This is a genomic window from Oceanirhabdus seepicola, assembly GCF_023684385.1.
GTDB classification, from domain to species: Bacteria; Bacillota; Clostridia; order Clostridiales; family Clostridiaceae; genus Oceanirhabdus; species Oceanirhabdus seepicola.
Map to the genome: position 1 here is coordinate 189,188 of NZ_JAGSOJ010000007.1, position 23,743 is coordinate 212,930.

At 30.4% G+C, this 23,743-nt stretch carries 19 protein-coding genes; 16 read left to right on the plus strand and 3 right to left on the minus strand.

What is annotated here, in order from left to right; all coding sequences use genetic code 11:
- Positions 1–415 precede the first annotated feature (415 nt).
- The 9 genes from KDK92_RS24055 to KDK92_RS24095 all read left to right on the plus strand — a co-directional run bounded on the left by KDK92_RS24055 (position 416) and on the right by KDK92_RS24095 (position 14,022).
- Entirely contained in the window at positions 416–1,300 is an 885-nt protein-coding gene (locus KDK92_RS24055; RefSeq protein WP_276576116.1) for a trans-4-hydroxy-L-proline dehydratase activase, read from the plus strand.
- Positions 1,301–1,304: 4 nt separating this feature from the next.
- Positions 1,305–3,665 (plus strand): trans-4-hydroxy-L-proline dehydratase, encoded by a 2,361-nt coding sequence (gene hypD, locus KDK92_RS24060; protein ID WP_250861975.1) that lies wholly within the window; start codon positions 1,305–1,307, stop codon positions 3,663–3,665.
- Between the two features lie 78 nt (positions 3,666–3,743).
- The gene (gene proC / locus KDK92_RS24065; RefSeq protein ID WP_250861976.1) at positions 3,744–4,544 is read left to right on the plus strand and encodes a pyrroline-5-carboxylate reductase; all 801 of its coding nucleotides are present in this window, start codon (positions 3,744–3,746) and stop codon (positions 4,542–4,544) included.
- Between the two features lie 798 nt (positions 4,545–5,342).
- A complete protein-coding gene (locus tag KDK92_RS24070) occupies positions 5,343–6,278 on the plus strand; it encodes an ABC transporter permease (RefSeq protein WP_250861977.1) in 936 nt (311 codons plus the stop codon).
- A gap of 12 nt (positions 6,279–6,290) precedes the next feature.
- A complete protein-coding gene (locus KDK92_RS24075; protein ID WP_250861978.1) occupies positions 6,291–7,262 on the plus strand; it encodes an ABC transporter permease in 972 nt (323 codons plus the stop codon).
- A 12-nt stretch (positions 7,263–7,274) separates the two neighbouring features.
- Positions 7,275–8,303 carry an ABC transporter ATP-binding protein gene (locus KDK92_RS24080; RefSeq protein ID WP_250861979.1) on the plus strand — a complete coding sequence of 343 codons (1,029 nt, stop codon included), beginning with the start codon at positions 7,275–7,277 and terminating at the stop codon, positions 8,301–8,303.
- A 1-nt stretch (position 8,304) separates the two neighbouring features.
- A complete protein-coding gene (locus KDK92_RS24085) occupies positions 8,305–9,276 on the plus strand; it encodes an ABC transporter ATP-binding protein (protein ID WP_250861980.1) in 972 nt (323 codons plus the stop codon).
- 76 nt (positions 9,277–9,352) lie between these two features.
- Complete coding sequence (locus KDK92_RS24090) at positions 9,353–11,125, plus strand: peptide ABC transporter substrate-binding protein (RefSeq protein ID WP_250861981.1); 1,773 nt, start codon at positions 9,353–9,355, stop codon at positions 11,123–11,125.
- Between the two features lie 137 nt (positions 11,126–11,262).
- Positions 11,263–14,022: an immune inhibitor A domain-containing protein gene (locus KDK92_RS24095; protein WP_250861982.1), complete on the plus strand. Its 2,760-nt coding sequence runs from the start codon at positions 11,263–11,265 to the stop codon at positions 14,020–14,022.
- A gap of 150 nt (positions 14,023–14,172) precedes the next feature.
- On the opposite strand, the gene KDK92_RS24100 is transcribed toward KDK92_RS24095, so the two are convergent.
- Positions 14,173–14,967, minus strand: a complete 795-nt coding sequence (locus KDK92_RS24100) for an EFR1 family ferrodoxin (protein ID WP_250861983.1) — start codon at positions 14,965–14,967, stop codon at positions 14,173–14,175.
- Positions 14,968–15,199: 232 nt separating this feature from the next.
- Between KDK92_RS24100 and KDK92_RS24105 the strand changes: the two genes are divergently transcribed.
- From KDK92_RS24105 to KDK92_RS24135, 7 genes are all read left to right on the plus strand, one after another.
- Positions 15,200–15,640: a MarR family winged helix-turn-helix transcriptional regulator gene (locus tag KDK92_RS24105; RefSeq protein WP_250861984.1), complete on the plus strand. Its 441-nt coding sequence runs from the start codon at positions 15,200–15,202 to the stop codon at positions 15,638–15,640.
- A gap of 185 nt (positions 15,641–15,825) precedes the next feature.
- Entirely contained in the window at positions 15,826–17,034 is a 1,209-nt protein-coding gene (locus KDK92_RS24110; protein ID WP_250861985.1) for a hypothetical protein, read from the plus strand.
- 1 nt (position 17,035) lies between these two features.
- Positions 17,036–18,973 carry an FAD-dependent oxidoreductase gene (locus tag KDK92_RS24115; protein ID WP_250862039.1) on the plus strand — a complete coding sequence of 646 codons (1,938 nt, stop codon included), beginning with the start codon at positions 17,036–17,038 and terminating at the stop codon, positions 18,971–18,973.
- Between the two features lie 259 nt (positions 18,974–19,232).
- Positions 19,233–19,646 carry a MarR family winged helix-turn-helix transcriptional regulator gene (locus tag KDK92_RS24120; protein WP_250861986.1) on the plus strand — a complete coding sequence of 138 codons (414 nt, stop codon included), beginning with the start codon at positions 19,233–19,235 and terminating at the stop codon, positions 19,644–19,646.
- Between the two features lie 207 nt (positions 19,647–19,853).
- The gene (locus KDK92_RS24125) at positions 19,854–20,885 is read left to right on the plus strand and encodes a sodium:calcium antiporter (protein ID WP_250861987.1); all 1,032 of its coding nucleotides are present in this window, start codon (positions 19,854–19,856) and stop codon (positions 20,883–20,885) included.
- Between the two features lie 35 nt (positions 20,886–20,920).
- Positions 20,921–21,505 carry a TerD family protein gene (locus tag KDK92_RS24130; RefSeq protein WP_250861988.1) on the plus strand — a complete coding sequence of 195 codons (585 nt, stop codon included), beginning with the start codon at positions 20,921–20,923 and terminating at the stop codon, positions 21,503–21,505.
- 22 nt (positions 21,506–21,527) lie between these two features.
- A complete protein-coding gene (locus KDK92_RS24135; RefSeq protein ID WP_250861989.1) occupies positions 21,528–22,127 on the plus strand; it encodes a TerD family protein in 600 nt (199 codons plus the stop codon).
- 66 nt (positions 22,128–22,193) lie between these two features.
- Here the strand turns inward: KDK92_RS24135 and KDK92_RS24140 are convergent, their stop codons facing one another.
- Both KDK92_RS24140 and KDK92_RS24145 read right to left on the minus strand, forming a co-directional pair.
- Entirely contained in the window at positions 22,194–23,030 is an 837-nt protein-coding gene (locus KDK92_RS24140) for a TerD family protein (protein WP_250861990.1), read from the minus strand.
- 36 nt (positions 23,031–23,066) lie between these two features.
- Entirely contained in the window at positions 23,067–23,738 is a 672-nt protein-coding gene (locus KDK92_RS24145) for an AIM24 family protein (RefSeq protein WP_250861991.1), read from the minus strand.
- Between the last annotated feature and the right edge of the window lie 5 nt (positions 23,739–23,743).

The window sequence follows — 23,743 nt, forward strand, 5'->3', positions numbered from 1 at the left end:
TTTTCTAATCTGAAAATGTTTTTGTAGGAGTGATTATATATAGTATAATTTCACTTAATAATATTATATCATCATTACATAAAAAAACAAAGATTAATCATCGAGTTTTCATATATATGAAATGAATTTTAGATATATTAATTTTATTATGAGTTTTACTAGACTTAATTATAATTCGAGACTATAATAATATTATGAAAAGTTAATTGTAACATTAAGAATGCAAGCGGTGAGCAAGAGCTGAATAACTTGTACACTTTGTTATAAGCAATTGATGTTCTTCTCTATTTTTGATAAAAGAATAGAATTTTATAATTATGAAATTTAATATTGAATAATTACTATTTTTTATGATAACGTATACTTATATTATTATTGCCAATTAGGAAGTGATGAAATAATGATAGGAACTATAATGAATATTCAAAAATATTCTATTCATGATGGTCCAGGGATTCGAACGACAGTGTTTTTTAAAGGTTGTCCATTGAGATGCTGGTGGTGTCATAATCCTGAAAGTCAAAGATGTAAACATCAAATTATGTATTTTGAAGAAAGATGTACATGTTGTGGTGTGTGTGAAAAAAGATGTACACAAAAAGCCATTACAATACAAAACTCCCGTGTTCTGATTGATAAGGATAAATGTAATAGTTGTGGAAAGTGTAGCGACTTTTGTCCTAATAATGCATTGGAATATGTGGGTAAGGATATGACTGTAATGGAGCTTATGAAAGAAATAAAAAAAGATGAGATATTTTATGAAGAATCTGGTGGAGGAGTTACTTTCTCAGGCGGTGAGCCAATGGTTCAAGCAGATTTCTTGAATGAAGTGCTAAAAGCTTGCAAAGAAAGAGAATTACATACAGCGGTAGATGTAAGTGGATATGGAAGTTGGGATAATTTTAAGAAGATAGCAGATAAAGTAGACTTGTTTTTGTATGATCTTAAATTTATAAATAATGAAAAGCACAAAAAATATATAGAGACATCTAATGAAGAAATCCTTGCAAATTTAAGAAGATTATCTGAAATTGGTGCAAATATATTTGTTAGGATGCCTATTATTAAAGGTATAAATGATGATGATGAACATATTAATGAAAGTATTAAATTTTTATCTGAATTAAATATTTTACAAGTTAATTTACTTCCATATCATGAAATGGGTAAGGATAAATATAGAATGCTTGGATTAAGATATAAATTAACTGGTTTTGAAAGACCGACTGATGAAAAAATGAATGAAATAGCAATAAAATTTAAGAAAGCTAATATAAAAGTGAAGATAGGAGGATGATATTTTGTTGACAGAAAGAGTAAAAAAACTTAGAGCTCAAAGTGTGAGTGCAGTACCTTATATTTCTATGGAAAGAGCACAAATAGTTGATTCTGTATATAAAAAGTATGAGGGAAGTGTAGCTACACCTGTTTTAAGAGGACTAGCATTAAAAGAATTAATGTCAAAGAAAACACTTTGTATCAATGACGGTGAACTTATTATTGGAGAAAGAGGAGAAAAGCCTGCAGCAACGCCAACTTATCCAGAATTATGCTGTCATACAGTTGAAGATTTTCAGATTATGAATGATCGTGAAAAAATAAGTTTTAAAACAACTGAAGAATCAAAAATAATTCAAAAAGAGACTATTATCCCATACTGGGAGAATAGATCAATGCGTCACCATATAGTAAGTAATATGACTAAAGAGTGGAATGAATGCTACAGTGCAGGAGTTTTTACAGAATTTATGGAGCAAAGAGGACCAGGACATACTGTTGCAGATGGAAAGATTTATGAAAAGGGGTTCTTAGAATTTAAGAAAGAAATTCAAGATTCTATTGCCAAACTTGATTTTCATAATGATGATGAAGCATTAGATAAGAAAAATCAATTAGAGGGTATGAGTATTGCTTGTGATGCTATTATGATTTTAGGTAAGCGATATTGTGAACTAGCTATAAACATGGCTAATGAAGAAAAAGATCCTGTTAGAAAAGAAGAGCTTCTTCATATTGCAAAAATATGCAGCCATGTACCAGCTAATGCACCAAGAACATTTGAAGAAGCACTGCAAATGTACTGGTTTGTTCATTTATGTGTTATTTCAGAACTTAACCCTTGGGATGCATTTAATCCAGGTAGACTAGACCAGCATTTATATCCATTTTATAAAAAAGAAATTGAAGAAGGAACATTAACCCGTGATAAAGCAGAAGAACTTTTACAGTGTTTTTGGGTGAAATTTAATAATCAACCAGCTCCGCCAAAAGTAGGTATAACTTTAAAGGAAAGTGGGACATATACTGATTTTGCAAACATAAATAGTGGTGGATTAAAGGAAGACGGTTCTGATGGTGTAAATGAAGTAAGTTATATTGTGCTTGATGTAATTGACGAAATGAAATTATTACAGCCAAGTTCAAATGTACAAATTAGTAAAAAGACGCCACAAAAATTTCTAAAAAGAGCATTAAAGATAACGAGAAAAGGATGGGGGCAACCTTCATTATTTAATACAGATGTTGTAATTCAAGAAATGCTCAGATCTGGTAAAACTATTGAAGATGCAAGATGTGGTGGAAACAGTGGATGCATAGAAACAGGAGCCTTTGGAAAAGAAGCATATATCCTTACAGGGTATATGAATTTACCAAAAATATTAGAAATTACTTTGAATAATGGTGTTGATCCCACGACTTGTAGAAAACTAGGTATTGAAACCGGGGATCCAACAAAATTCGTAAGCTATGATGAGTTATATGAAGCATATAGAAAACAATTAAAGCATTTTGTAGATATAAAAGTAAGAGGAAATAGAGTTATTGAAAGATTATATGCTAAAAAAATGCCTGTACCATTTTTATCAGTTATTATAGATGATTGTATTACAGAAGGAAAAGATTATAATTCAGGTGGAGCAAGATATAACACATCATATATTCAAGGGGTAGGTATTGGGAATATCACAGATATGTTATCATCTATTAAATACAATGTATTTGATAATAAGAAACTAGAACTGACTGATCTTTTAGATGCAACAAAAGCTAACTTTGAAGGATATGAAGATATTTTAAACTTAGTTAAGTTTAAAACACCAAAATACGGTAATGATATTGATTATGCTGATGAAATTATGAAGGAAGTTTTTCAGGACTACTATAATGAAGTAACAGGAAGACCCAATGTAAAAGGGGGAGTTCATAGAATAAACATGCTTCCAACTACATGTCATGTATATTTTGGATCAGTAATAGGAGCAACGCCTGATGGCAGATTAGCTAATAAACCTCTTGCAGATGGTATTTCTCCTTCTAAGGGAGCTGATACAAACGGTCCTACTGCGGTTATAAAATCAGCGGCAAAAATGGATCATGTACTTACTGGAGGAACTCTTCTAAATCAAAAGTTCACTCCAAATCTTGTGGCGGGAGAAGAAGGATTAGATAATTTAGCTCATCTAGTAAGGTCTTATTTTAAATTAGATGGTCATCATATTCAATTTAATATTATAAGCAGGGATACGCTTTTAAAAGCGCAACAGAATCCAGATGAGTACAAAAATCTTATTGTTCGTGTTGCAGGATATAGTGATTATTTCTGTAATCTTAGTAAAGCTTTACAAGATGAAATCATAGAAAGAACTGAACAAACATTTTAATTTGTACAAGTAACAAAATAGTTGATAAGTTGATAGTTAGAATATGTACAAATGAATATTTAGAGGGGGTAATTCAATATGTCAAAAGTATTAGGATTCATAGGATGTGGAAATATGTGTCAAGCCATGATGGGTGGAATTGTTAATGCAAAATTATTTTCTCCAGAAAATATAATAGTAGCTGATTTATCTGAAGAAAAATTAAAAGAAGCTTCAGAGAAATATGGAGTAAAAACAACAACAGACAATAATGAAATTGCAAAAAATGCAGATATCTTAATTTTATCTATTAAGCCAAATTTATACTCCATAGTTATTGAAGGAATAAAGGATATAGTAAAAGAGGATGCAATTGTTGTAACAATCGCTGCTGGAAAAGATATGATAGGGACAGAAAAAATGTTTAGTAAGAAAGTTAAAGTGGTAAGAGTAATGCCAAACACACCAGCACTTGTTGGAGAAGGTATGTCTGGTATATGTGCTAATGAATCAGTAACAAAAGAAGAATTACATCAAGTTATAAATATATTTGAAAGCTTTGGAAAAGCTGAAATTGTAAGTGAAAAAATGATGGACGTAGTTACAGCAGTTAGTGGATCTGCCCCAGCGTATATTTATATGTTTATTGAAGCGATGGCAGATGCTGCTGTGCTTGACGGAATGCCAAGAGAAAAAGCATATAAATTTGCAGCTCAAACAGTATTGGGTTCAGCTAAGATGGTAATTGACACAGGAATGCATCCAGGTGCTTTAAAAGACATGGTTTGTTCACCAGGAGGAACAACCATAGAAGCCGTAGCAGTTCTTGAAAAAGAAGGATTAAGAAATACTGTAATCTCAGCTATGAGAGAATGTAGAAAAAAAGCTAATCAATTGTAAAAATATATGAGATTTTATATAAGTAAAAATTAACGAATTTTTGTATGTTTCTAAATTAAAATTTTTTAAATAAAAAAACAGGTCATAAACAAATTTATGTTTATGACCTGTTTTTTATTCTATAGGAAATTGAAAAATTTGATAAAGAAATTATCATATGTAATGTTGATTATATCAATGAGTTTCATTAGCGAAGCGCCAAGCGCCTTTTTTATGACTATATAAATTAACACATAATTTTTAAAGTAAATTGAATGTAGAATAATCGAAAAATATGTAAAAATAACTACAAATACCAAAAAAAGTAGCATGAGTGTTAAATAATTAATTAAGTATCAAGGCTTTTTATAAAATTCCTTTAATGAAATTCACATAAATACATTTTTGAAACTAAAATATTTCATAACGATAAAATTAATTATTGAGATTTGCTTTGGGAATAAGATATAACATTATTTAGAAATTACATAAATATAAAATATAATTCACCAATATGAATAATATATAGCTAAAATAGAATAAATTTTACTAAAATACAAAATTTGTTTGTAATTTTTAATGCAACAATGTATAATTAGATTATAAATTGAGAAAATTCTTATTATTCATATTAATTGAATTTATAATATTGAAAGTTGTTTTATATATATGAATTTATTTGAAATGTACTTTAAAAGTATGAATCAAGAATAAATAGTTAAAATATAAACAATCTTTCGTTTCATGAAGAATATGATTTCTCGAATTAGTTTTATGATTTTATATCAATTACTCAAATGAAAAGTTGGGAGGGGTAAAATGTTAAAATTTATTTTAAAAAGGGTTGGGTATGGATTAATAACATTATTTTTTATTGTATCAGCTACTTTTTTCCTAATAGCTGGTGCACCAGGAGATCCGATAGCTGCAAAATGTAAGCAGATGCCTGAAAAAACTCAAAAAATTATGCAAGCAAAATATGGCTTAGATAAGCCGGTATATGTAAGATATTTTATTTATATGAAAAATCTTATAACAAAAGGTGATTTAGGAGATTCAATAATTTATACTGGAAGATCCGTAAATGAAGTTATTAAAAATAACGCACCAATATCTGCGAAAATAGGTGGTATTGCATTAGTTCTACAATTAATCATCGGAGTTCTTTTAGGGCTTATTTCAGCTCTGAAAAGAGAAAAAGTAGCAGATCATATTATTAGGGTTTTAGTAGTGTTAGCCATATGTATACCAAGTTTTGTATTTGCAGCAGTATTACAATATTTCGTAGCATTTAAATGGAAGTTTGTGCCGGTCTTTGGGTGGGGGAAACCTATACATTATATATTGCCAGTTATAGCAATGACTTTAGGTGGTATAGCATCATATTGTAAATATATGAGAAATAGCACAATTGGTGTTTTAAATGAAGATTACATAATAACAGCAAAATCTAAAGGTGTTAAAACAAAAAGATTAATAAAAAAACATATATTAAGAAATTCCATGATACCTATTGTAACAATGATAGGACCAGCTATAGCAGGAATATTTGGGGGAGCATTTATTTTAGAAAAAATGTTTGGTATACCTGGTTTAGGTAGTTATTATGTTAAAGCAGTAGCAGATAATGATTATACAATGATATTAGGACAAACTGTATTTTTCGCTGGTCTATATATTGTTTCCTTGATAATTGTAGATATTCTATACAGTTTAGTTGATCCAAGAATTAGAGTAGCTAAAGGAGCAAAATAGAGGAGGGGTATAATGTCAGAGTTGAAAACAAATAAAACTGAAACTAGTATGGAATTTCATAATGAAGAGATAGAGTTAACTGATGAGCTATTTGAAAAAATAGGGACTGTTGGTTTAGATGCTGAAGAGATTTCAAAGCCTACTTTAACTTATTGGCAAGATGTATGGAGAAGATTTAAGAAAAATAAATTAGCTTTCACAGGATTACTTATTCTGATGTTTGTTGTAATATGTGTGGGTATAGGTCCAAGGATTACAGGTTACGATTATACCTATATTGATACTAGTATAAAGAATCAAGGTCCTAACTTGCAACATTGGTTTGGAACAGATGATTTAGGTAGAGACATTTTCACAAGAGTGTGCATAGGTGGAAGAGTTTCAATATTAATCGGATTAGTATGTACATTTGTTATGTTTACCATTGGTTCAGTGATAGGTGGTATAGCTGGATTAAAAGGTGGAATAGTTGATGATTTATTAATGAGATTCGTTGAACTAATAGGAAATTTACCATATTTGGTTATAGTAATAATATTATCAGTTGTTTTAGGTAGAAGTATGTTTTCCTTAGTATTTGCCATGAGTTTAATATCTTGGGTAGGTACAGCTAGGATGGTTAGAGGTCAAATACTTCAAATAAAAGAACAAGATTTCGTAGAAGCCGCTAGTGCGCTAGGAGCAGATACTAAAAGGATTATTTTAAAGCATTTACTTCCTAATACTTTGGGTATTATTATGGTAACAGTTACAATGTCAGTACCTGGATTCATATTCGGAGAAGCATTTTTAAGTTATATAGGTTTAGGGATTCAACCTCCTGGAACAAGCTGGGGAGCATTAGCATCAGCAGGACAACAAAAATTAATGTTCTATCCATATCAATTATTTTTCCCATGCCTTTTCATTATATTGACTATATTGGCATTCCATTTAATAGGTGATGGATTAACAGATGCTTTAGATCCTAAGTTAAGAAAATAAGGAGGGAGAATAATGACTAAGAAAAAAATTTTAGAAGTAAAAAATTTGCATGTGTCATTTAATACATATGCAGGAGAAAGCCAAGCAGTTAGAGGAGTAAGTTTTCATTTGAATGAAGGAGAAACTCTAGCTATAGTTGGAGAGTCAGGTTGTGGTAAGACTGTAACATCTAAATCTATTTTGGGTATTTTACCAAAACCACAATCGATTATTAAAGAAGAATCGGAAGTATTATTAGAAAATAAAAATTTGTTAAAGGTAAGCGAAAGAGAAATGGCAAAAGTCAGAGGAGAAGAAATATCAATGATATTCCAAGATCCCATGACATCTTTAAATCCTACTATGAGAGTTGGAGAACAAATAGCAGAGAGTATTATTATACATACCAATATAAGTAAGAAAGATGCAATGAAAAAGGCTGTGGAAATGCTTCAGCTTGTTAAAATACCTAATCCTGAGAAGAGAGCTAAACAGTATCCACATGAATTTTCAGGTGGTATGAGACAAAGAGCTATGATAGCAATAGCTTTGGCTTGTAATCCGAAAATATTAATTGCAGATGAGCCGACAACAGCTTTGGATGTAACAATACAAGCGCAAATAATGAATTTAATAAGAGAGCTTCAAAAGAAGCTTAACACTGCAGTTATTCTTGTTACACATGACTTAGGGGTAGTTGCAAGCTGTGCTGACAGAATACAAGTTATGTATGCAGGTAAGGTTGTTGAAAGAGGTACAGTAAACGAGATCTTCTATAATCCAAAGCATCCATATACATGGGCACTTTTGAAATCAGTGCCAAGATTAGGCACGGCAAATAAAGAAGAATTATATTCCTTACAAGGAACACCACCAGATTTACTAAATCCACCAAAGGGGTGTCCTTTTGCAGCAAGATGTGAGCATGGAATGAAAATATGTAGAGTTAAAATACCAGACGTTACTACAGTTAGTGAAACTCAAAAAGTTTCATGCTGGCTGCATCATGAGATGGCACCAAAAGTAGGTGTGCCAGAGGAATTACTAGTGGAGGTGAAATAAATTGGAGCAAAATCAAAATAGAGAAGTGCTAGTTCAAGTAAAAGACCTTAAGAAACATTTTAAAGTGAACAGTAAGGCTACTTTAAAAGCAGTAGATGGAGTTAGCTTTGATATATTTCGAGGAGAAACTTTTGGTTTGGTTGGTGAATCAGGGTGTGGAAAGACAACTTGTGGTAAAACCGTCATGGGACTTTATCATGCTACTGATGGAGAAGTGATTTTCGATGGAATAAATGTTCATAAGCTAAGAAAAAAAGAAAAGAAAGCATTTACGAGAAGAGCTCAAATTATTTTTCAAGATCCATATGCATCTTTAAATCCTAGAATGACAGTAGGTGAAATTATTGGGGAAGGTATTGATATTCATCAGTTGTATAAAAGGAAAGAAAGAACTGATAGAATCAATCAATTACTACAAATTGTTGGATTAAACAAAGAGCACTCATCAAGATTTCCACACGAATTCTCAGGTGGGCAAAGACAAAGAATTGGTATAGCTAGAGCACTTGCAATAGAGCCAGATTTCATTGTTTGCGACGAACCAATATCAGCTCTTGATGTATCTATACAAGCACAGGTTGTAAACTTATTAATAAAATTGCAAGAAGATTTGGGCTTAACATATTTATTTATAGCTCATGATTTATCAATGGTTAAACATATTTCAGACAGAGTTGGAGTTATGTATCTAGGTAATATGGTGGAACTTACCAGTAGTGAAGATTTATACGAAACACCATTACACCCCTATACAAAAGCTTTAATGTCAGCAATTCCAATTCCTGATCCGGAATTGGAAAAAAACAAAACAATGATTGATATTGACGGAGAAATACCTAGTCCTATTAATCCAAAACCAGGATGTCGATTTGCTAGTAGATGTAAGTATACAAAAGATATTTGCACTAAGGAAAGACCAGAATTGAAAGAAGTAAAAAAAGGACATTTTGTAGCGTGCCATATAGTTGACTAATTAAATGTTATTTTCAGTCTACATTATGACTGTTTATATAATAATTATTGCTAAAAAATATCAAGGGGGAAATTTCATGAGGAATAAAAAAATATTAGGTATAACACTTGCAGTGTTATTTATTACTTTTTCTTTTTTAACAGGCTGTGGTTCTAATGAAAAGAAAAATACGGGAAACAATTCAGCTAAAAACACTACGGCTGAAAGTACAAGTAAGGATGATAGTAAGAAAAATGATGATTCTAAGGGATTATCTATGGATGAAGTTCAAGAGTATACTTTTGTGAGAACATCACCAATACAAACTTTAGACCCACAAAGATCTGGTTCTACACCAAACTGGGCTGTACAATCACCTATTTATGAAGGATTAACAAGATATATTGCGACTCCAGATGGTGGGGCTGAGATTGTTGAAGGTGTGGCTAAATCATGGACAATCAGTGAAGATGGTCTAACATACACATTCAATTTAAGAGATAATGCTAAGTGGAGCGATGGAACTCCTGTAACAGCAAAGGATTTTGAATACTCATTTAAAAGAGTGTTTGACCCAGCAGTTGCTTCTGACTATTCTTGGATGTTAGAAGGTATAATCAAAAATGGTAGTGAGTACTTAAATGACAAAGCATCTAGAGATGATGTAGGAGTAAAGGCATTAGATGAATATACACTTGAATTTGTTTTAGAAAGACCATGCGGGTATTTCTTAACATTAACTGCATTTCCAACTTATAAGCCAGTAAAACAAGAAGCTGTAGAAAAATGGGGCGAAGAGTATGGTTCTTCTGGGGATAAGGTTCTTGGTAATGGTCCATTCATGTTAAATGTATGGGAACAAAATGTTAAAATTGAATATGTTCCTAACCCATATTATTGGGATAAAGAGAATGTACACTTAACTAAGATAACAAGAAAAGTAATTCAAGAAACAGCTGCAGCAGCACAATCTTTACTAAATGGTGAAGTTGACTCAGCTGGAATAAATGAACCAGAGTGGAAAAGCTTACTTAAAGATGATGGAAGATTTAATCATATAGATGGTGCGGGCGCTGACAATGAATTCTTAATGTTTAACACTAAAAATAAGTATTTAAAGAATAATAAAATCAGAAAAGCTATATCTATTGCAATAGACAGGGAAGCTTATAATGAAGATGTATGTAACGGAAATTATTTCCCATCATATTCAATGGTTGCACCTGTTACTTCAATAGGAAACGAAGTATACACTAAAAAAGTTAATGAAAAGAACCAACATGTAAAAACAATGATAGAAGCAAATAAAGATCCAAAAGCATTATTAATTCAAGGACTAAAAGAAGAAGGTTTTGACACAGATCCATCAAACGTAATTATAACTCTTAATACAAGAGGTACTTCAGAGTTTTCTAAAAAATCTGCTGAGTGGTTACAACAAAAGTTTAGAGAAACTTTAGGAATTGAGTTAAATATTGAAATGACTGAATGGAATATTATGTGGGATAAAGTAGATGCAGGAGAGTATGAAATTGCAGTAGGTGGATGGTCAGCCGACTATAATGACCCAAGTACTTTCTTGGATTGTTTCCATACTAAAAAAGGGTATTATGGTGAAAAGAAAACAGGTTGGACTGGTGAGCAAGCTGAGAAATTTAATCAATTAATTGATAAAGCTCAAATGTCAACTGATAATGATGAAAGAGCTCAATTATTCTTAGAAGCAGAAAAAGTTTTATTAGAGGAAGCTGTTGTTACACCACTTTACTCAGGTAAATTCTCAACTTTCGTAGGAAAGTATGTTAAGAATTATAATAGTAATCCATTTGTTTATGGGGATTTCAAAGGAAGGTATATTCAAGGTAGATAATATATAGAACTTTCATATGAAATTTTATATATGTTTTAAAAACAAATTTTAGATAATGAAGAACAAAGGACAAATTGGAGGCCATAATAATTTGTTCTTTGTTCTTTTAAATATAGGTTATGAACGGGGGAATTTTTATGTTAAAAAAATTTGTTGCTTTTATAACAGCAGCGACACTTCTATTTTCAACGTCAGTTTCGGCAAAAGATGTGAATGAAAATATCAAAAAAGCATTTATTGATGCTCCAAATGTAGTTGAGAATAAAGACTGGGATGGTGAAACTTTCAAAGCAAAACCTTTAATAGTATTAATGAACTTCAAGGATTACAAATATACGGATTTAGACGAAAAAGAATCTTGGACTATTAATGAAAGAAAGGGTGAAGAATTTACACCGGAACTATATGAGAAAATGTTCTTTGGGGAAAATGTATATACTGCTGCTGATGGGAATGAATATGTTACAGTAAATAAATATTTTTTAGAAGAATCTGGTGGAAGTTATTCCTTTGATGGGGAAATTTTTGGTTGGTATGAAGCACAAAATGGATATGAGTTTTATGGGGCTAATACTGACCCATATGGCACTGATCAGCAAAATGCTGCAGAGTTAGTAAAAGAAGCACTTACAGCAGTTTCAAATGATCATAATATTGATTTATCTGAGTTTGATGTTGAAGATAAATATGATTATGACAGTGATGGAAATTACCTTGAGCCTGATGGAATAATAGATTCAATAATTGTTATACATGCAGGTAGAGGTGAGGAGTGGGATAATGCTCTAGGAGAAAATGCTATATGGCCATTTAGACATAAGTTTATTGATTTTGGTGAGTTTAAATGTTATGAATTTAAAGATCACAATGATAAGGAATGGAAAGCTAATGATTTTGCAGTATTTGAACAAGATTTACCATTAGATTTATTTATTCATGAATATGGTCATATTTTAGGACTACCAGATTTATATGGTTCAGAGCCACCTGTGGAGTACTGGTCAGTAATGGGTGGAAGTTACACAGGGAAAATTAGAGGAACAATGCCAAATGGTTATGGAGCGTATTGTAGAAATTACTTGCAAAAAGAGTTTGAATCTAAGGGAATGGAACGTAACTGGGAAAACTTAAAGACTATTTCTTTAGAAGAAATAAATGAAAATGGCTTAGATTTTGAGTTGGATCAAGCATCTTTAAGAGGAGAAAATCATAATACTATAAAAATAGAACTTCCTAAACGGGAGTATGAAAGAGTAAGTCCTTATGAAGGTGAGAATCTGTTCTTTAGTGGAAAAGGAGATTATCTAAACAACAATATGATAGCAGAGGTTGATTTATCTAATGTAAACAATGCACTGTTAACATTTAAGACATGGTATGATATTGATCCAGAATTTGATTATGCATCTGTTCAGGTTAGAGAAAAAGGAACTGAAAAATGGAATTCTGTTAAAGGAAACATTACTACAGATGTAAATCCAAATGATGAAACTCCAGATGATCCAACAGATAGAAATCCTGGATTTGGGATAACATATGACTCGGGAAATGAGTGGGTAGATGCGGAGTTTGATTTGAGTATGTATTCTGGTAAAACTGTTGAATTTAAATTCAATTGGTGGACAGACACAAATACTCCTGAAGAAGGTATTTATATAGACAACATTAAGATTTTATCAGGTGAAGAAGTTATATTTGAAGATAATGCAGAAGAGGAATCTAAATTTGTTTTAAATGGTTTCATAAAGTCTAATGGAAAAGAATATGCAACTCACTATTATTTGTTAGAGTGGAGAAATGGAAATAATGGATTAACTGATCAAGGATTAAATTATGGATGGAAAGGTATCCAATACGATCCTGGTCTTGTAATATGGTATATAAATGAGAAATGGACAGATGCATACGGAAGACCAGATCAATATACAAAAGGACATCCAGGAGAAGCTTTTGCGGCAGTTGTTGATGCAGATCAATCCCCAGTAGTTTATAAATATGATAGTGGTAAAGGTGGTGCGGATTATTCTAAGTTCCAAATGCATGATGCTGCATTTAGTTTAAATGAACATTCACAGTTTTTCTTTAGAGGTGATAAATATAAGTATATTAGTGTGGACAATAACACTATAATGAATCCAGCTTTTGATGATAGTATGGATTATTCTAATAAAGAAAAAGAATCTCTTGGTGTTAAATTATCTAATTATGGATTAAATATATTTGTTACTGATGAAAGCAAAGATAGAAGTACGGCTAAAATCCATATTGCTAAAAAAGGTGACAATCAATTAGAAGTTCAAAAAATGGAAGAAGAATATATAAAAGATATTGTAGTGAAGGGTGATAAAATCTCTGTACAAGCTCATGAAGCTATTGATTCTATGGAAATTGTATATAAACTTTCAGGTGACGAGGATGAACTAACAAATTTAGTTAATATGAAGAAGGAAGGTAATCGTTTTGAAGGTAACATAGATTTTATTGATGGTTTAAATAATGGAAAATACGAAATCAGTTTCATTCAGATTAAAGATGGAGAAGGAAATACGAAAGGGATTTATAATTCATCTTTAAATAATGGGTTTGGGGTTGATCTTAGCAATGGAAATATAAGTACATTATTTGGATTTAATGATTTAAAAATTGAAGAAAAGAATAACTCATATACTTTTAAAATTGATTCTTATAATCGTACTGCTTATACACAAAAGTTGAGTATAGTTATAGGTAAGGAGTTTGAAAATGGAGATATAAAATATGATACAAAGTCATTTAATATAAAATCCTTTGGTGAATTTAAAGATAATATTAAAGTAGAAAAGAATGATCAAGTAAAATCAATTAGAATATTCATTCTTGATAAAGACATGAATATTTTGAAAGATATTAATAGTTAAGAGTATCTTAAGTGAAAAAATGAGAATTTAATATAGAATAGAAATCTGATATCTTTTGGGAGATATCAGATTTTTCTTGAAATAATTTTCAAATATATATTAACTTATCTTAGGTAGAGAAAAAATCTTAGAATAAACATATTCAGTTCATTATTTAAGTTGAGATATGATTGAGGGTTGAATTACATTATATTGCTCAAAAGTTTTATTGTTAGCTCGATAAGCGTTTTGAGGACACATATTTAGACATTTTGCACATGCTAGACAATAATCAGAAAACACGATTTTGGAATCTTCAATTTTGATATTTTGATTAGGACACTGCCTGACACACATCTTACATAGAATGCACTTCTTATTATCAATAGATAAGTATTTGTTAGCAAAATTTGGAATCCAACTCTTACTCAATGCTTTGTACATCGTTTCAAATATAGCTTGTTTCACCACTGATTTTTTATCAATTTGTGATTGACTATTAAAATAGGCATCCATCATATTTTTGACTTTTTCCATAACGTTACGATGCAGGGCTTCAATTTCTGTTTCTGTATTTTTTTCGTGATTCATCATATAGAATCCATTGGGCATTAAGAAGGGTTGTGCGTTGATAACGTTATAGACTAACTTACTTAAGTGCTTTTTTAAGGTTATGTGACCATAAGCTTCACCCCAACTATGAGTGATATAGGTTATAAAATCCTTGCTTTTATTTTGTTCATCATCAATATACTCATGGATGAAATCAACAACTTTTTTAGATGCAGCTTTTGAATATGTTGGTGAACCAATAATAAAGAGATCATAACCCCTCAGCTTAATAGTTTGTCTATTGACATTAATTAAATCTACCTCATGATTTGTAGAGAGTAAATGCTCTTTAAAAACTTCTCCTACCCTATAGGTATTACCTGTTCCAGAAAAATAAACAATAGCTACTTTCATTTATATTACCTCCGTATATATACTTTAAATTTCTCCTTATTTAACATATTTCAATATTGGCTAATAGAAAATAAATAGTTCAAGATTGAACTTATGGTAATTATAGTCCAAATTTGAACTATCGTCAATAGAATATTTGAAACAAGTTGTAAAAAGAAACTATTGTACTATAATGAGACTTATTTATTTGATATAATAGATTGATAAAATGATGATACGGGAGTGACAAATAGTGGAAGATTGTTTAATAAGTATGTATTTAGCTACCATTGAAAGAGATTATAATTATTATATTAATAAAAAATTAAGACAATATAATTTAGGTAAGCATGATATAAGGGTTTTGAAAGAAATTAATGCCAATAAAGGATTAAGTCAAAATGACATATGTAATATTCTTAAAGAAGATAAAATAACAGTTAATAAGTCTGTAAAAAACTTAGTGTCACAAGGATATGTAGAAAAAATTAAAGATAGTGAAGATAAAAGAATAACGAGACTATATATTACAGAACAGGGAAAAGTTAATAGAAAAGAAATTTTAAACATTCTAAATCAAGCAAATGATATTTTTGTAAAAGGTTTTTCAGAGGAAGATAAAGAAAACGTTTTTGAGCTACTAAAAGAAATGTCTGAAAATATACATAAGGAAGCTGTAAGACTAAAAGATTAAAAATAAAGAGGAGTTTTACCAACGGTAGACATCGTTAAAATTATTAAATAGGAATGTACTTTCATAAAGAAAGACATTGCTATTTTTATAACAATAAAGTTGCAAAGTGAAACTAATTATGATAATATAAAGTTGCAAAATGAAACTAATTCAAATGTATTGTTTTTTATAAGTGGGGTGAAATAATGGAAAATATAAAATATGAAGTAATGAAGAAAATCATGAATAAGAAAATGAAAAATCTTAAATATGATGATTTGGTAAAGGAATGGAATAAAGAAAAAAGACAGATGATTAAAGAAACTTCAGACCATAGAATATATAGATGGGATCCTGAAGGTATGTACAAGATTTTAGAAAATACAGGTAAGGTTATTACAGATACTAACCCGTATGTGAATTTGGTTGACATTGAAGAATTTGATCTTGTTATAGAAAATGAACCTTATCCAGTTGCTCCTCCGCCTATGAACAAAGTCAAAGGCAAAAAGAGTAAAGGTGCTAGTTTTTTTGGAGTGATGCACAAAGAGATAACTGGAGATGCAATGTACTATATGAAGGATCAAATGATTTCCATGGAAAGAATCAATAAAGAAGCACAAGGTATTAATATTCCTGAACCTAATAAAGAAAAAGAAAAAGATTTAATAAAGTTAAAAAAAGAAATCTTCGAATATGCAAAGAGTTTAGGCTTTGCAAGTATGGGTGTAACAAAGGTAGATAGAAGGTATGTATCAATGGGCGTTGATGATGAGATTATATTTGATAACATAATTCTTCTTGGATATGAAATGCCTAAAGAAGTTTTAGATAATTACCCGAAGCCTAAAGGAGAATTAGGAGCTTTTGGAGCATATACAGGTTGCGCACGAAATGTACATAAAGTAGCTGATTTTATTAGATCAAAGGGACATGATTGTAGATCAAGAGATTGGGGTGGTGGTATTAAATATTCACCACATGCAGTAAATGCTGGATTAGGTAATTATTCAACTTATGGAGTGTGTGTAACTCCTGAAGCAGGAACAAGGTTAAAATACTGTTCCATTTTAATAGATGCGGATCTACCATTGGATAAACCGAAAGATTTCAACATTGAGGAATTCTGTTCAAGATGTAGAATGTGTCAAAAATCATGTCCATCCAACTCAATACCAAAAGAAGAGAAGCAATATAAAGGGGCAGTAAAACGTCAAACACGTTTTTCAGGCTGTCTGGAATTAATGACAACATCAAGAGAATGTTTAAAATGTGTAAGAGTCTGTCCTTTTAGTATGATTGGATATGAACAGTGCATGGAATCATTACCTCAATACTATATGTACAATTTACAAATAGATGAACTTGATAAAGAATTTTTATTATCTAAAAAAGAAGGTGAGTATATTGAATAAAATGATTAACATACTTGGAGATGTTAATGAAAAAGGTAAATTTGAAATTCCTTCTAATAAAACAATTAAAGAGATTTTAAAAGAATATGCAGGTGGAATGAAAAACTGGAGAAAAGTTAAATTAGTTCAAATTGGAGGACCTTTAGGATTATGTGTTAGAGGAAAAGAGTTAAACAACAAGTTAAGTGATTATGAAAAATATATGAGTGGAAATATGATTATATTTTTAAGTGATCTTTTATGTCCAGTAGATTATTTAAGATATTTAACTAGATTTATGGTTAGAGAACTTCATATTGATAATGAGCATATTAGAAAATTAAATCAAATAGTAGAAAATATTGCTCAAGGTAAAGCAAAAGAAGGTGATTTTCAAGAATTAATTAACGAAGTAAATAAAGATTCTCAAACTAACGCAGAAAATAATCTTCATAAAATATTTAGGTATATAATGTCTGAATTTAAGAATGAATTTATGGAGCATATAATAGATAAAAAATGTGAAAATGGTATATGTAGAACATTGATGGTTACTCAGTGTATGAATGCATGTCCTGCAGAAGTGTATATTCCAGGATATATTGAACTTATGAAGCATGATAAAGTAGAAGAAGCTTATAGTTTAATGAGAAAAAGTAATCCACTTTCATTTGTATGTGGTAAAGTGTGTGCACGTCCATGTGAAGCAAGATGTAGAAGAGGAGAAATTGAAAGTACAGTAGGAGTTAGAGCATTAAAGAGATATGCCTCTGATGTAACCCTTAATACATCAGATTTTAAAGAAGATAAATTAGTTAGTAAGGGTAAAAGAATAGCAATTATTGGATCGGGACCAGCAGGACTGACAGCTGCATATTATCTAGCAAGAACAGGATATGAAGTAGTTATTTATGAGGCAGCTAAAGTTGTTGGTGGAATGCTTGCTATGGGAATCCCAGAGTATAGATTGCCTCAAGAAACTATAGACAAAGAGGTTAAATTAATTGAAGATTTAGGAGTAAAGATTATAACAAATACAAGAGTTGGACTGGATATTCCTCTTAAAGAATTAAGAGAAAAATTTGATTCAGTACTTTTAGCAACAGGATGCCACATAGGTAATAAATTTGGTCCTGCTGTTAAAGAAATAGAAACAGCAGTGGATTTATTAAGAGAAGTAAAAGTACAAGGAAGAAAAGAAATTGGAGAAAATGTATTAGTAATCGGTGGTGGAGATGTTGCCATGGATGCTGCAAGAACTTCTATTAGATTAGGAGCTAAAAAGATAATAGCAGCTTCACTTGAAACATTTGAGACAATGCCAGCAAGTGATGAAGAAAAACATGAAGCAGTAGAAGAAGGAGTTCAATTTATCAGTGGATATGGAACAAAGGATATACATACAGAAAATGGGAAATTAAAAGGGATAACTTTAAAAAAATGTTTATCAGTTTTTGATGATGAAGGAAGATTTAGTCCGGTATATAATGAAGAAGATGAGAAATCATTTGAAATAGATGGTTTGATATTAGCCGTGGGACAGAGACCGGATAACAGCTATTTAGATGAAGATATTGAACTTAGTGAAAGAGGATGGATAAAAGTAAATCAATATACATTTGAAACAAATGTAGAAGGAGTATTTGCAGCAGGAGATATATACAAACCAGGTATAGCTATAAAAGCTATAGTGGAAGGTAAAAAAGCAGCATTATCTATAGATAAATACTTAGGTGGCAATGGATTATACTTAGGTGAAGAAATAGAAATACCTGAAAAACCATTAAATTGTACCATTTGGGATATTGAAAAAGTTGAGGAAAAACATGAAAATCCTTTAGAAAGAAAAGTAAACTTTGATATAGTATCTAGAGTATATACAAAAGATGAAGCAAAGCAGGAAGCTTCAAGATGTATGAGATGTGATAGGAATTCGAGAAAACCATTATATTTAAAATAATTTTTAGAATGATTCAGCTCTTAAGGAAAAGAGTGTGAGTCATTCTTTTTGATTATTTAAAAAAATGTTGATGTATTTAATGTTTTGTCTGCTTGAGGAGAGGATAATGTTAAAAACACTTGATAATAGTTTTAAAATTGTCTAAACTATACATGAAAGTTCAAATGTGAACTTTCATGTATAGCTCTATTTCTTTGAAATAATAAAAGACTACATGTGCTATTTAATTGGTATTAAAAATAATTGTCGAGGTGAAAAGATGGATTTTTTAGTTGCATTAGGAATCATACGTGAAAGAATTAATAAGGAGTTACAAAATAAATTGAAAGAGAATGGTATTGGTATAAACTGTGGTCATATATGGATAATATCATTAGTGTACTTAAATGATGGGAAAATTGAAATCAAAGAACTAGTCAGACAGTTGGAAAAGAAAAAATCTACAGTCACAGAAATGATTAATACACTAGAAAAAAATGGGTTTTTAGTGAAATATCAATCTACAGAAGATAAGAGAGTTTATTTTGTTGAAACTACAGCTAAAGCCAATGAAATGAAGCCACTGATTTTGGATATTATTAAAGGTATAAAAAATAGATTACTCAAGTCTTTTTTAGAAGAAGAGCAGGAGGTTCTTAATAGCTATTTAGAGAGAATGGTTAATAATATTTAAAAATATTATATTAATAAATGTGTATACAAAAATATATTAATAGTTTATTATTCTGTTTAAGGAATACGTTAGATTAAAATGTAACATTATGGACAATTAATTTTAAATAATTTAACTATTTTTTTGTAAAAAATTTGGATTAGTTGTCTAAATGTATGTTAAAATCAATTATATGATTTTAAAATATAAATATTAAGGAGAATTATTATGTTTGATTGGATAAGTAATTTACCAATAGCAATTATTATGTTGCTTGTTATGTCATTTTTTATGAGTAAAGCCTCGGACAAGCTTGGGGATGTACTTCACATATTAGGTGTGAAGCTAAATATTCCTACTAGTGTTAGAGGTGCTACATTTGATGCAATTAGTTCATCATTCCCAGAATTTTCAACTGCTATGATAGCAGTACTTGTATTTAATGATTTTTCAAATGTAGGTGTACCAACAATAGCAGGTTCAGGTATTTTTAACATTCTTATAATACCAATGTTATCTATACTTGCTTATAGGGGTAATAAAATAATTAAAGCTGATAAAAATAATATTTTAAGAGATATGGCCTTTTATTCTTTATCAGTAGGTGCATTAATTTTCTTTACGTACACAGGAAGTTATAATGCTGTATCTGGATTAGTTTTAATTGCGATTTATTGTGCATATGTAGGTGTACTTTACATGCAAACTAAAAAACATAGAAGTGTTACAGATATTGAAGATGTAAAAGGTGAGGCAGCGGTAACATTAGAAATAGAAAATGAAGATGATATGTCATATGGTAAAATGATAATATGGATTGTAATTGCAATAGCAGTGATTTGGATTACAATAGAAGGAATCGTACAGTCCGCTACAGTAATATCAGATGGGTTAAATATTCCTAAATATATAGTATCAGTTATTATTTTGGCAGCATGTACTTCTATCCCTGATACGATTCTTTCAGTTAAAAGTGCTAAAGAAGGCGATATTGAAGGAGCAGTAGCTAATGCAGTAGGATCTAATATATTTGATATATGTTTATGTTTAGGTCTTCCAATGATTATTTCTGGACAAGTATTACCTGCAAACTTCCAGCAAAATGTTGGAGTTTTAGCTTTCTTAATAATTTCAATGCTTACTACAGCAATGGTATTGCTTAAGAAAAAAGGTGCTACTAAAAAAGATGCACTTCTAATGACAGTAGTGTATTTAGCATTTCTAGTTTATATTATTGGAGTTGCTACTAATTTATTTTAATAAAAATGTATTAAATATAAAAGGAGAGTGGTATAATGACTATTTCATTATCAAAAGGTCAAAAAATTAATTTATCAAAAGAGGCACCTGGTCTTAAAAAAGCAATTATTGGTTTAGGATGGGATACAAATAAATATTCTGGTGGACATGACTTCGACTTAGATGCTTCAGCATTCTTAGCAAATGAAAGTGGTAAATCAGCTGAAGAGGATTTTGTGTTTTATGGAAATTTGAAACATAAAAGTGAAGCTGTTATTCACACAGGTGATAATAGAACAGGAGATGGTGACGGTGATGATGAACAGATAATAGTTGATTTTCAAAAAATTCCTTCTCATATTTCAAAAGTTGCAATTACAGCTACAATATATGAAGCAATGAAAAGACAACAAAGTTTTGGACAAGTTTCAAATGCATATATCAGACTTGTGGATGCTGAAACTAATAATGAAATATTAAGATTTGATCTAAGTGAAGAATACAGTATTGAAACTGCTTTAGTATTCTGTGAAATTTATATAAAGAATGGAGAATGGAGATTTAGCGCTGTAGGAGCAGGATTTAGTGGCGGCTTAGCAGCTCTTTGTCAAAATTATGGATTAGATGTAGAAGCAGAATAGTAAAGCTATAGGAGGGGTTATAATGGGTATTAGTTTAAAAAAGGGACAAAAAATTAGTCTTACGAAAGATAACAAGGGATTATCTAAAATATTAGTAGGTTTAGGTTGGGATGAAGTTAAGCAAAATCAAAGTGGAGGATTTTTTTCTAGCTTATTCGGTAGTAAGCAAGAAGCTATTGATTGTGATGCTTCTGTATTAATGATAAATAGCAATAATAGTGTAGGGGAAGTAGTATATTTCGGTCACTTAGATAGTGATGATGGAAGTATACATCATAATGGGGACAACTTAACTGGAGCTGGTGACGGAGATGACGAACAGATAGTAGTTGATTTAAGTAGAGTTCCTGAACATATACAGAAATTGGTGTTTATAGTTAATATTTATGATTGTATAAAGAGAAGACAACATTTTGGTATGATAGAAAATGCATTTATAAGAATAGAAGATGCTAGTACTAATAAAGAACTTGTAATATTTAATCTTAGTCAAGGTTATGAGAATAAAACAGGTTTATATGCAGGAGAAATATATAGAAATAATGGTGAATGGAAATTTGCTGCAATTGGAGAAGCTGATACATCTACAGGTTTAAAAGATATGATGAATAATTATAAGTAGATTTTAAAGTTAAAGCACAAATTTTAAGAAACAAACTGTGAAAGTAACTATTTCACAGTCTGTTTCTTATTGTGTTTCTATCCCATAATTATCACAAAGAGCTTGAAGTCCGCCTCTAAAACCGCTTCCTATAGTGTTTATCTTCCACTCGCCTTTATAACGATATATTTCTGCTATAACAATGGCAGTTTCAATTGAAAGATTATCATTGAATTTGTAGTGTAAGATCTCATTTTTGTTAATTGGATCTATAATTGTAAAGTGTGCATTGGAAATTTGACTAAAGTTCTGATTTTTAGTATCTGCATCATCTATAGTGACGGTAATAGCAAGTTTTTCAATATATTCTGGTATTGAATTTAAACTTAACTGGATAGTTTCATTAAAAGCATTTTTTAAAGAAGACTTGTGATCACCACTTAAATGAATTCCTCCACATCTACTTTTAGGATTATTATAAAAAATAAAATTATCTTCTTCTGTTTTATTATTTATGTCTACCATAAAAATTGAAGTATCTAAATCAATTATACCTTGAGTAGTAGGAGTTACATCCCATTCCATACCTATCAAAAGTTTTGAAATATCTGAAGTTTTTTGCGTTATACTTATTTTCTGACCTCTTTTCATTGTAAGAGAAGTAGTTGAATTTATACTGTTTCTTAAATTCGTGTCAATATGTTTTAAGATGCTATTATTGTTTTGAGTCAAATTAGTATCAATATTATTTTGTTGTGAATGACTATTATTTACTGTATTACGTTGCATAGTATGTACTGGAGTCCCTAATATAATACTATTATTAGAGTTTGTTCTTATGCTTGTTTCAATAGTTAAATTGTTATATTTGCGTTTTTGAGATACATAAGCACATTCATAACCATTGTTTATTTTTAAACTCATGCAGTTTACTCCTCTCAAATATGTATTATTAATCTCTTAATCAATTGCAAGATTTATGCCTGATGCTCCTCCATAAGCCCTTTCAGAAGGTTGAACTATCACTACTTCTCCTGGATTATTAAATTCAAAGAAATAAGATTCACCAGAGGATTGTCCAATAAATGTTTTCCAGTTCATATCTGCTCTAAAATTAGGGTCAGGTCCTGTCCAACAAATAATAGCATCAGGATCAACAACACATGGTGTTTCTAAAACAATTGGATTTCCATCGGTTGTAATAACTACTTTTGGATCAGGGCCTATAGCTGTTAAATTAGTTGTAAATAGTCCTTTTTGAGATATCACACCACTTCCTAGAAATCTGACTCCATATTTGCAGTCAGGTGTAAATGCCAATAAATTTTCTCCTTCAACACCTATACTTTGACCTGGTTGTAGAGTAATTATACTAACGTGCTGTGATCTATTTGCCATGTAATAACTTCCGTTGCCGGAAACCTTCATCAGTGGAATATTTTCACCAGTAAGTTTTCTAGAAGCTAGATTCATAACTGATTTAAAAAGACCTTGGTTTTGATTTGTATCAAGCAGAACTTTCTCTGCTGTAAAATTTCCTTTGTAGGCAACCATTGAACCGGCCTTTGCGAAAAAGTGTCCTTCTCCTTCTGCTATACATGATAATTCTTGATGTACATTAAAATTAAACATATGAA

Coding starts and splice junctions, on each gene's coding strand:
- KDK92_RS24055 (WP_276576116.1), top strand. CDS start 416: ATGAATATTCAAAAATATTCTATTCATGATGGTCCAGGGATTCGAACG.
- proC (WP_250861976.1), top strand. CDS start 3,744: ATGTCAAAAGTATTAGGATTCATAGGATGTGGAAATATGTGTCAAGCC.
- KDK92_RS24070 (WP_250861977.1), top strand. CDS start 5,343: ATGTTAAAATTTATTTTAAAAAGGGTTGGGTATGGATTAATAACATTA.
- KDK92_RS24075 (WP_250861978.1), top strand. CDS start 6,291: ATGTCAGAGTTGAAAACAAATAAAACTGAAACTAGTATGGAATTTCAT.
- KDK92_RS24080 (WP_250861979.1), top strand. CDS start 7,275: ATGACTAAGAAAAAAATTTTAGAAGTAAAAAATTTGCATGTGTCATTT.
- KDK92_RS24090 (WP_250861981.1), top strand. CDS start 9,353: ATGAGGAATAAAAAAATATTAGGTATAACACTTGCAGTGTTATTTATT.
- KDK92_RS24095 (WP_250861982.1), top strand. CDS start 11,263: ATGTTAAAAAAATTTGTTGCTTTTATAACAGCAGCGACACTTCTATTT.
- KDK92_RS24100 (WP_250861983.1), bottom strand. CDS start 14,967: ATGAAAGTAGCTATTGTTTATTTTTCTGGAACAGGTAATACCTATAGG.
- KDK92_RS24110 (WP_250861985.1), top strand. CDS start 15,826: ATGGAAAATATAAAATATGAAGTAATGAAGAAAATCATGAATAAGAAA.
- KDK92_RS24115 (WP_250862039.1), top strand. CDS start 17,036: ATGATTAACATACTTGGAGATGTTAATGAAAAAGGTAAATTTGAAATT.
- KDK92_RS24120 (WP_250861986.1), top strand. CDS start 19,233: ATGGATTTTTTAGTTGCATTAGGAATCATACGTGAAAGAATTAATAAG.
- KDK92_RS24125 (WP_250861987.1), top strand. CDS start 19,854: ATGTTTGATTGGATAAGTAATTTACCAATAGCAATTATTATGTTGCTT.
- KDK92_RS24130 (WP_250861988.1), top strand. CDS start 20,921: ATGACTATTTCATTATCAAAAGGTCAAAAAATTAATTTATCAAAAGAG.
- KDK92_RS24135 (WP_250861989.1), top strand. CDS start 21,528: ATGGGTATTAGTTTAAAAAAGGGACAAAAAATTAGTCTTACGAAAGAT.
- KDK92_RS24140 (WP_250861990.1), bottom strand. CDS start 23,030: ATGAGTTTAAAAATAAACAATGGTTATGAATGTGCTTATGTATCTCAA.
- KDK92_RS24145 (WP_250861991.1), bottom strand. CDS start 23,738: ATGTTTAATTTTAATGTACATCAAGAATTATCATGTATAGCAGAAGGA.